Annotated in this window: 6 protein-coding genes and 1 pseudogene; 2 read left to right on the forward strand and 5 right to left on the reverse strand. The window is 68.8% G+C overall.

All coding sequences use genetic code 11. The annotated features are described in order from the left end of the window. Positions 1-20: 20 nt before the first annotated feature. The 3 genes from HV824_RS13035 to HV824_RS13045 form a co-directional block, all read right to left on the reverse strand. Positions 21-263, reverse strand: coding sequence for a DUF1059 domain-containing protein (locus tag HV824_RS13035; RefSeq protein WP_176423404.1), 243 nt, complete (start codon positions 261-263; stop codon positions 21-23). A gap of 126 nt (positions 264-389) precedes the next feature. Next, complete coding sequence (locus tag HV824_RS13040; protein WP_368738054.1) at positions 390-2585, reverse strand: serine protease; 2196 nt, start codon at positions 2583-2585, stop codon at positions 390-392. Between the two features lie 280 nt (positions 2586-2865). Beyond that, the gene (locus HV824_RS13045; RefSeq protein ID WP_176423409.1) at positions 2866-5019 is read right to left on the reverse strand and encodes a response regulator; all 2154 of its coding nucleotides are present in this window, start codon (positions 5017-5019) and stop codon (positions 2866-2868) included. 13 nt (positions 5020-5032) lie between these two features. Between HV824_RS13045 and HV824_RS13050 the strand changes: the two genes are divergently transcribed. Further along, positions 5033-5803, forward strand: coding sequence for a DUF2270 domain-containing protein (locus HV824_RS13050; protein ID WP_176408727.1), 771 nt, complete (start codon positions 5033-5035; stop codon positions 5801-5803). Between the two features lie 146 nt (positions 5804-5949). Next, positions 5950-6954: an isocitrate/isopropylmalate dehydrogenase family protein gene (locus tag HV824_RS13055; RefSeq protein ID WP_176423405.1), complete on the forward strand. Its 1005-nt coding sequence runs from the start codon at positions 5950-5952 to the stop codon at positions 6952-6954. Positions 6955-7025: 71 nt separating this feature from the next. On the opposite strand, the gene HV824_RS13060 is transcribed toward HV824_RS13055, so the two are convergent. Both HV824_RS13060 and HV824_RS13065 read right to left on the reverse strand, forming a co-directional pair. Further along, positions 7026-7592 (reverse strand): DUF1629 domain-containing protein, encoded by a 567-nt coding sequence (locus tag HV824_RS13060; RefSeq protein ID WP_176423406.1) that lies wholly within the window; start codon positions 7590-7592, stop codon positions 7026-7028. Between the two features lie 16 nt (positions 7593-7608). Next, positions 7609-8484: pseudogene (locus HV824_RS13065) on the reverse strand (AHH domain-containing protein); the annotation flags it as partial. Positions 8485-8610 lie beyond the last annotated feature (126 nt).

An 8610-nucleotide genomic window follows, 5' to 3' on the forward strand; every position in this document is an offset into this window, starting at 1 on the left:
GCGCTGACAGCCCCCGCCCCTCAGTGCCTGCTTGGCTGCTGTGGCTCCTGCGTCGACATGGGCCGACCCATGCTCGCCGCGGACACCTCGTCCTCGAGCAGGCCGCGAATCATCTCGCGCAGCTCGGCCGAGTCCTCGTGGCCATGCACGGAGACGGCGTGCGCGACGGCCGCCTGGAATACCTCGTCCTCCTCGCCCGAAATCGTCAGCGTGCAGTGGATGTCACTGGGCGCCTTCCTGCAGTCCATCGTCTTGCGTGACATGGTGGTGTCTCCTCCTCCCTCACAAGTGGACACCACCGCCCCGCGCCACAAGGGAGGGACAGGCAACCACGGCCTCGCCCGCGCCAGGACGGCACGCGAGCGAGGCTGTGTCAGGCAAGGCGACGGCTACTCCTTCGGCTTCGGCTCGCCGTGGGCGAAGATGTCGTAGCCGATGCCGCCCAGGCTCTCGCCGTCAGGCTTGTCCTGGTCGAACTGCACGACCTCCAGGTGGTAGGGCTCCGGCGTGGCGGCGTCGTTCCGCTCGAAGCGCATCTGGACCTGGTGCTCCTCGCGGAAGCCCAGCGGCAGGTTGTGGAACACGCCCCCCTCCGGAGACACGACCTCGAACTCGCCCTCGCGGACCATCTTCAGGCCTTCGGCCTGGCCGCCCGCCTCCATCCAGCGCTGGAACAGCGCCTCCGGCAGACGCACGACGACACGGCCGCCATGCACCGGGAAGGGCCGATCCCGGTCCGCCTCCGGCACCCGCACCGCGAGCCGCAGCGCCCGGACCCGCTGGTGCACGTTGCGCACGATGAAGTGAATCTCCTCGCTGCCGGACTCCAGGTCCACGATGTTCACGTTGCGCCAGATGATGTTGTTGTTCTGACGGACGTTGTAGTTGATGTCCGTCGTCTCGGTGAACGACATCGGGTCGAACGCGGACTCCCAGCGCGCCACCAGGCAGTAGTGCCCCTCGCCGGGCAGGCCGCTCCACGGCGCCTGGACGACGTGCGTGTCCGGCGTGAAGCCGTTGACGGGCACGTCACCAAACTGCGTCCAGTCCGCGGGCCAGGACAGGCCGGTGGAGGCGTTGGCGTAGTACAGCTTGAGGCGCCCCGAGGCGCCCGGGCGGGGTCCGCCGTGCAGCTTCACGTAGGCGTAGTTCGTCGCGCCCAGCTCGGGGTTCTGGTGGGCGTGGTGATTGGCGGGCAGCGCGCCGTCCGGGTTGCGCCGAATCCAGATGTACGGGCTGGCCCACATGTCCTGGCCCGCGGTGGCGGGGTCCGGCTCCAGGCCGGTGTCGGACCAGGTGTCGCGCATCCAGACGTCATACGGGTCCGGGCAGGTGGCGCTGCGCAGCGCGCACTGCGGCAGCAGCGCGCCCAGGTGGGAGATGATGGAGGTGATGGGCACGCCGCGGTTGGGGCAGTTGGCGCAGTGGTGCAGCGCGACGACGCGGTGGTCGGAGTTGGCGATGACGGGCGAGCCCGACGAGCCGCCCTGGGTGTCCGCGTAGTAGCCGATGTCCAGCGGGCCACCCGGCGAGCACGCGGGCCGGTTGAGGGCGAAGATCTCCGCGAAGCCCGAGGCGTCCGACGCGTGCGTGGAGTTGCGGGCGATGTGCTTGCCCCACGCGGCGGGGTGCTGGGGAATGTAGATGCGCTCATCCACCACCGCGGTGGTGTTGCGCAGCTGGAGGTAGCCGTAGGTGGCCGTGGGGTTGGTGGGCAGCCGCACCAGTGCGTAGTCCCGGGGGGCGTTCACCGCGATGAGCGTGGAGCTCGTCGCCACCACCGTGCCCGGACAGCCGAACCAGCTGTTGCAGGCGGAGGTACATGCGCCGCCCTCGGCCATGAACTCGAAGTCGGTGTTGAGCGCGTCCGAGGTGTTGGCGATGCAGTGCTCGTTGGTCATCACGTGGCCCTGGTTGCCCACGAGCCAGCCCGTGCAGGCACCGCTGCCGTTGATGAGCAGCCGAGCCACCGCGCGCGAGTGCTTGTACTGACGCGGGTCCGACGTCTGGTAGCAGCGCGCGTTGCGCGAGTCGTCCGGACCGCAGAGCGCCTCGTTGTCCAGGTCCTCACCCAGCGCCGCCAGGTTGGCGAAGCCGCGCGCGAACCGGTCGATGGTGTAGCCAGACTTCGCCTGGCCGCCCACGCTCCACAGCTCGACGATGGCGACGTCACCGGAGATGTGACCGCTCCAGAAGCCGCCCCGCACCGGCGCGTCGCCCTCGCCCTTGCCGAAGCCGTCGTAGCGGTACTCGCGCGAGCCGTCCGGCGCGCGGACGATGACGTAGTCCCCCGGCGCGAGCGCGAACTGGCTGAAGTGCGGCGCGATGTACGTGGCGCCCGGACTGCTGACGCGGTCCGTCCAGGCCAGCTCGGCCTGGGCGCGAACGCCCTCCGGCCGCGCCTTGGGCTGACGCGACTTGAACGTGGCGACGACGTCCTCGCCCACCTTCACGCGCCCCTGGGCATCCCGCTGCAGGGGAGGTTGTGACGTGCGGCCTTCACAGACCGCGCTCTCTTCCGCCATGGCACCGCCGCCGGCCAGCATCAGTCCGGCCAGCAACAGGCCTCTCAGCTTGATTCTCACGCAGAACCTCGTGGGGAGTGGCAACCGCCGGGGGGTGGACGCCCGAAGCAGGACCGCGGGCACCGGCGGGCGGGCGGACCTGGAGCAAGCGACGAGCCACACTCACGGTTCTAGTCAGACAAGGAGATTGCAATGAGGGAACACCTGCTCCCCTCGGGCGCCGGAGACTCCCACCGGAGCGGGCTTCGCGGTGTGACTCGCGCCGCAACACTTTGAGTGAAAAGTGTAACGCCGCGGGCTACCGGCGCGCGTGAGGCGCCCCAGCGACCTGCCGCCGCGCTCAGGCGGGTGGCGCGGCACCCGGACTGTTGTTCTCCGGGGCGCCGGTGTCGGACTGCCCCAGGAAGTCATCCAGCGCGCCCACGTCGATGGGCTTGCGGAACACGGCGTCCACCAGGGCGAGGTTGGAGCGGTTCTGTCCGCGCACGTCCATGCCGGTGACGATGGCCAGCAGCGCCTGGGGGGACTTCTTGCGCAGCTCGCGCGCCAGCTCCCAGCCGCTCATCTCCGGCATCACCGCGTCCAGCAGCGCGGCGTCATAGCGGCGCCGGTCCCACATCCCCAGCGCCACCGCCGGGCTGTGAGCCACCTGCACCTCGTAGCCTTCCTCGCTCAGCACCTCCGCCATCATCCGCGCGTTGTCGAGGTCGTCGTCCACCACCAGCACGCTGCGCGTCTGCTGGAAGCGCCGGGGCGCCGCCGGCCGCATCACCTCCGTGCGCGACGGCTCCGGACGTGGCGCGGCGGACACGGCGCCAGCATGCACGCGGGGCAGACGCACGACGAAGGCCGTGCCCGTGCCGGAAGCCGGCACCTCCGCCGTCAGCTCGCCTCCCCAGCGCTCCACCTGAGCCCGCGCCACCGCCAGGAACAGGGACAGCTGCGGCGCGCCCGCGTCCCGGCGCAGCGGGTCGAACAGCCGCGCCAGCTCATCGGGCGCGTAGGGCGTGCCCTCGTCCTCGATGCGCAGCGTCAGCCACGCGGCCCCGTCCGTGCGGGTGGAGACGTGCAGCCGGCCGCCGGCCTCCATCCGGTCTCGCGAGACGAGCAGCAGGTTCACCACCAGCTCGCGGAAGAAACCCGTGTCCGCGCGCACGTTGCCGGCGTCGCCCAGGTCCAGGTCCACGTACACCGGGTGCTCGCGCTGCTCCAGCTCGCCGCGCGCAAGCTCCAGCGCCTCGCGCACCGTCTGGTCCACCGGGACGTCGGAGGGCTGCTCCTGGGTGCGCTGGATGTTGAACTCCTGGAGCCGGGCCACCAGCTCGCCAATCTGCTGCACCGTCTTGTCGAGCGCCTCCAGGTGCTCGGGCTTGAACTCGCGTTGCAGCAGCGTGATTCGCAGCCGCAGCACGTTGAGGAAGTTGTTGAGCGCGTGCGCCGCGCCGCTGGCGAGCTGTCCCAGCGCCTGCTGACGGGTGCGCTGGAGCAGGCGTCCCTGAAGCCTGCGCAGCTCCCCGTGCGCGCTCTGGAGCGCCTTCGTCTTGTTCACCGCCTCCGTGCGGTCGGTGAAGGTCTGGATGGCGCCGGCCAGCTCGCCCTCCTCCTCCCAGACGGGCGTGGCGCTCAGCTCCAGCGTGGCGGTGTCGCCGCCGGGGCGCTCCACCACCATCATCACCCCGCGCACCGGCCCCTTCTCCTTGAGGGCCCGCAGGAAGGGCATGTCGGCCAGCTTGAAGGGCTCGCCCGTGAGGTGGCGCGCGTTCACCTGCGTCAGCACGGGGTTGATGGTGCTCGCCGCGCGCGCGCCCACCACCGCGCGCATGGGCACGCCCATGAGGCGGCTGACCGGCGGCGTGGCGAAGGAGACGGTGCCGTCCACCTCCGCCAGCATGATGCCCACGTCCACCTGGTTGAGCACCGACTCCATCACCGCCGCTTCGCGGAAGCGCACCTCCTCTGTCTTCAGGATGCGCGCGTAGGACGCCTGGGCCGCGGCGTCCGCCTCCCACACCAGCTCCGCCATGAGCACCGCGACATCCGGTTCGATGAAGCCCCCGTTGCGGCGCGCGTAGACGCGCAGCATCACCTCTTCCAGGGACTTGAACTCGCGCGTCAGGTCCTCGGGGTCGAAGTTCTGGCTGTAGCGGAAGGCGCCATGCGGACGGACCACCTCCGGCCAGAGGCGGACGGCGTCGTCGGGTCGGTCCCTGAGCAGGCGAGCCAGCTCGTCCAGCAGCCGGCGCAGCGGGGCGCGCAAGTCCCGTCCAGGGACCTCCACGTCGTACGTCTCGGCGCGCAGGCGCTTGGCCCACAGGCGGGCCAGGCGCTCGCGTTCCTCCTGGAGGAGGTTGGACAGGGCCTGGATGGGATTCACGTCGGGCACGTTCAAGTCAGCAAGCTGCTCACGCTCGCCCGCCGTGGCCACCCGTGGGCCCGCCCGCCTGCCTGCCCTCAACGCCGCACCTGCGTTGCAAACGCCCACTACCCAGCCCACCTTCCGGGGGAGGATGCCCGTGCGTGAACGTGACAAGAACGACGTGCTGGAGTCGCCCTGGCTGTCCCAGCAGGCCATGGCCCAGCTGTTCCGGGGGGAGCTGAGCCGCTCCGATACCTGGCGCACGCGCCTGGACACCACCACCAACTGGGCGCTCACGACGACGGCGGCGGTCATCTCCTTCGGCTTCGCGTCGACGCAGAGCTCACACGTCACCTTCCTGGTGGGCATCTGGATGGTGGTGTCGTTCCTCCTCATCGAGGCGCGGCGCTACCGCTACTACGACTTGTGGAACCGCCGGGTGCGCCTGCTGGAGGACGGCTGGTGGGCCCCCATGCTCCGGCGCGAGCCGGTGGACCCGGACGCCCTGCGCGAGCTGGCCCTGGAGCTGGAGCGGCCCCAAATCCAGCTGTCCCTCTTCTCCGCCATCTCCACGCGGCTCAACCGCGCCTACGGCCCCATCCTGATGGTCCTGATGGTGACGTGGTTCGTGAAGGTCTACAGCCACCCGAAGCCGCCGGTGGACCTCGACGAGTTCCTGGCCCGGGCCGGGGTGGCCTGGATACCTGGCGAGGCGGTGACGGCCCTCCTGCTGATGCTCACCCTGACGGCGACGTACCTGTTCCTGTCGTCCTTCTTCATCCGGGCCCCCCTGGGCGAGCTGCGGACCCGGCCTCGGGGACGCCGTGCGGCGCTGTGGGAGTCCTTCTACCGGCCCTACGCCATCCACACCCGGCGCAAGCCCACCCGGCGCCCGCGCCCGTCCTCCACGTCCGAGCACTGACACTTGGAGCGGAGGCCCTCCCGCACGGAAGCTGGCCGGGTGGCCCGCCAAGGGTGTCCCCTCCTCATGGCCGCCATGCCTCCGGCTGAATCCCGGGCGTTTTCGTTCTTTCGACGCCAGGGAAATTGTGCTGTGAATCCGCACCCATGGCGAACACCCGCACTGTCACGATCATCAACGGCGATGGCATTGGCCCCGAAGTCATGGCGGCCACCGTTCGCGTCCTCGAGGCGCTCAAGGTCCCCCTCGACTTCGAGTACAAGGATGCAGGCACGGAGGTGGTGGCCAAGTACGGCACCAACCTGCCTCACGAGACAGTGGAGGCGGTGCTGCGCAGCGGCATCGCGCTCAAGGGCCCCACGGGGACGGTGGTGGGTGGTGGCCTCCCGTCGGCCAACGTGGGCCTGCGCAAGCGGCTGGACCTGTACTCGTCGCTGCGGCCGGTGAAGAGCGTGCCGAACGTGAAGACGCGCTACGAGAACGTGGACCTGGTCGTGGTGCGTGAGAACACGGAGAGCCTCTACGCCGGCCTGGAGCACATCATCGTCCCGGGCGTGGTGGAGTCGTTGAAGATCATCACCGAGAAGGCCTCCACGCGCATTGCGCGCTTCGCCTTCGAGCACGCCCGCAAGCACGGCCGCAAGAAGGTCACCGCCGTGCACAAGGCGAACATCATGAAGTTGTCGGACGGTCTCTTCCTGGACTGCTGCCGCAAGGTGGGCCGTGAGTTCCCGGACGTCACCTACGAGGAGGTCATCATCGACAACCTCTGCATGCAGTTGGTGAAGGACCCGACGCGCTTCGACGTGCTGGTGGCGGAGAACTTCTACGGCGACGTGCTCAGTGACTTGTGCGCGGGCCTGGTGGGTGGCCTGGGCGTGGTGCCGGGCGCCAACATCGGCGAGCGCACCGCCGTCTTCGAGGCCGTGCACGGCACCGCTCCGGACATCGCGGGCAAGGGCATCGCGAACCCCACCGCGCTGATGATGTCCGCGGTGATGATGCTGGACTACCTGGACATGGCCGAGGCGGCGCGCAGCATGGAGAACGCCATCTGGAAGGTGTACAGCTCGGGCGAGGTCCGCACCGGCGACCTCGGTGGCAAGGCCACCACCCGCGAGTTCACCGAAGCCATCATCGCCGCGCTGTAGTTCGCACGGCACAGGCTGTGGCCCCAGGCCCGGGACACCTTCACGGTGACCCGGGCTTTTTCGTGTCCGGGCTACACCCTCGTGAACTTCACGCCGGTGGCGCCCATCCGCTCCAGCGCCTGCTTGATGTCCTCGGAGACGATGAGTGCCTGGGTCCAGCCTTCCGTGCGGAACACCTTGGCTTCGCCTGCCTTGCTGGGGTCGATGCGCAAGTCGTCCACCGCGTAGTACTGACCGACTTTCGCGGGCAGTCCGTCCTCCGGCTTCCAGAACTGCACCTTGGAAGCCTTTTCATCGATGCACCGGATGAGCTTCGTCGCCACCAGGATAAGGTATTGGTCCGGGTGGCCTTGGATGCCCACGGGGATGGTCTGCACGTCGTCGGGTGCCAGCTCCACGAAGAGCGTGGCCACCTTGACGTGGACGATGGGCGCAAGGCCTACGCCTGCCAGGGAGAAATCCAACGCCCTGCCCGGCTCGTCGATGGGGATTTCCAGGGGGCCTTCGACCTGGACAGGCCGCCCTGCCCTGAACATCCAAGGGTCTTCTACTTCCTGGCCTCGCGAGTCCTCGGCGTCTCCCAGGTACCAGTTACCGGCCTGGACGTTCTCGGCAATCCTGAAGAAGCGACTCGGCATGATGCGGTTCTAACCGTTACTTGCCGCGAGTCACGAGCCTGTTGAGCTCTGTTCCTTTCGTGACCACCTCGCTGGCCAGTTGTTGAAGGGCTTTGGTCAGGGCCGCACGGCACTCCTCCACCTTGCGACAGTTCTCGGTCGCGCCGTTCAATCTTTCGTAGACCCGCTCGTGGTATCGCTGTGGATGAGGACCGTTGTGCCGCTCGACCGGCACGATGTTCTCAGGGTCCTTCAGCTCCATCCCGGCCTTCTTGAAGATTCCCCGAAACCGCGGCGTCCAAGGCCCTCCGCGCGCGGAGGAAACGCTGTTCTTGTTGGTCGCGAGGTGGTGGTTTTCAGAGCGGCTGCCGCGCCGATTCCGGGCCGTCATGGCGACCACATTGGGTGCCAGTGCGACGGTAAAGCCCTCGGCCACCATCGCCACCGACTGCACCCCTCCAATGGCCATGTATGGGTAGCCCGCCTGCGCCTCCACCGCGAGCGCCGCCTGTGCCGAGCCCGGCAGCCTTGATGCTTTCGCCGCCAAGCCCGCCGTGTTCCCGATAGCCGCAGTGGCCAGCATCACGAAGATGCGGGCTGCGTTCTCGCCAAGGACTTCACCGTACGCCTCGCCCGCTTCGCTGACCTGTTCGAAGGTGGTGGCCCGGTCCACCTCGCGCACCAACACCATCCACCCGTCCAGGATGCGCCACACAGTGTCCACGCCCAGGTACGCGATGGCGGTTGCGGTCAACAGGGCCGCCAACCCCTTGCTCACAGGCTCGGGTAGCGACCACAGGAGCAGGTACATGCTGACGGAGGCACTCACCGTCGCCAGCAGTGCCTGCGGGTCCACCGTGGCCTCCAGCGCCTCGGCAGTCTCCTCCCAGACCGAGTCCATGGCGATGGCCATGAAGTTGCCCCGGTTCCGCAGAGCGTTCCGCGCTTTCGCCCTCAAGCGGCAGCGCGGTGCTTCTTCTCGTAACCAGCGGGTGACTCGTAGTCGAGCGCGGAGTGGCGCCTGAGCGGGTTATACCAG

The sequence above is a fragment of the Myxococcus sp. AM009 genome, assembly GCF_013372605.1.
Classification (GTDB): Bacteria; Myxococcota; Myxococcia; order Myxococcales; family Myxococcaceae; genus Myxococcus; species Myxococcus vastator.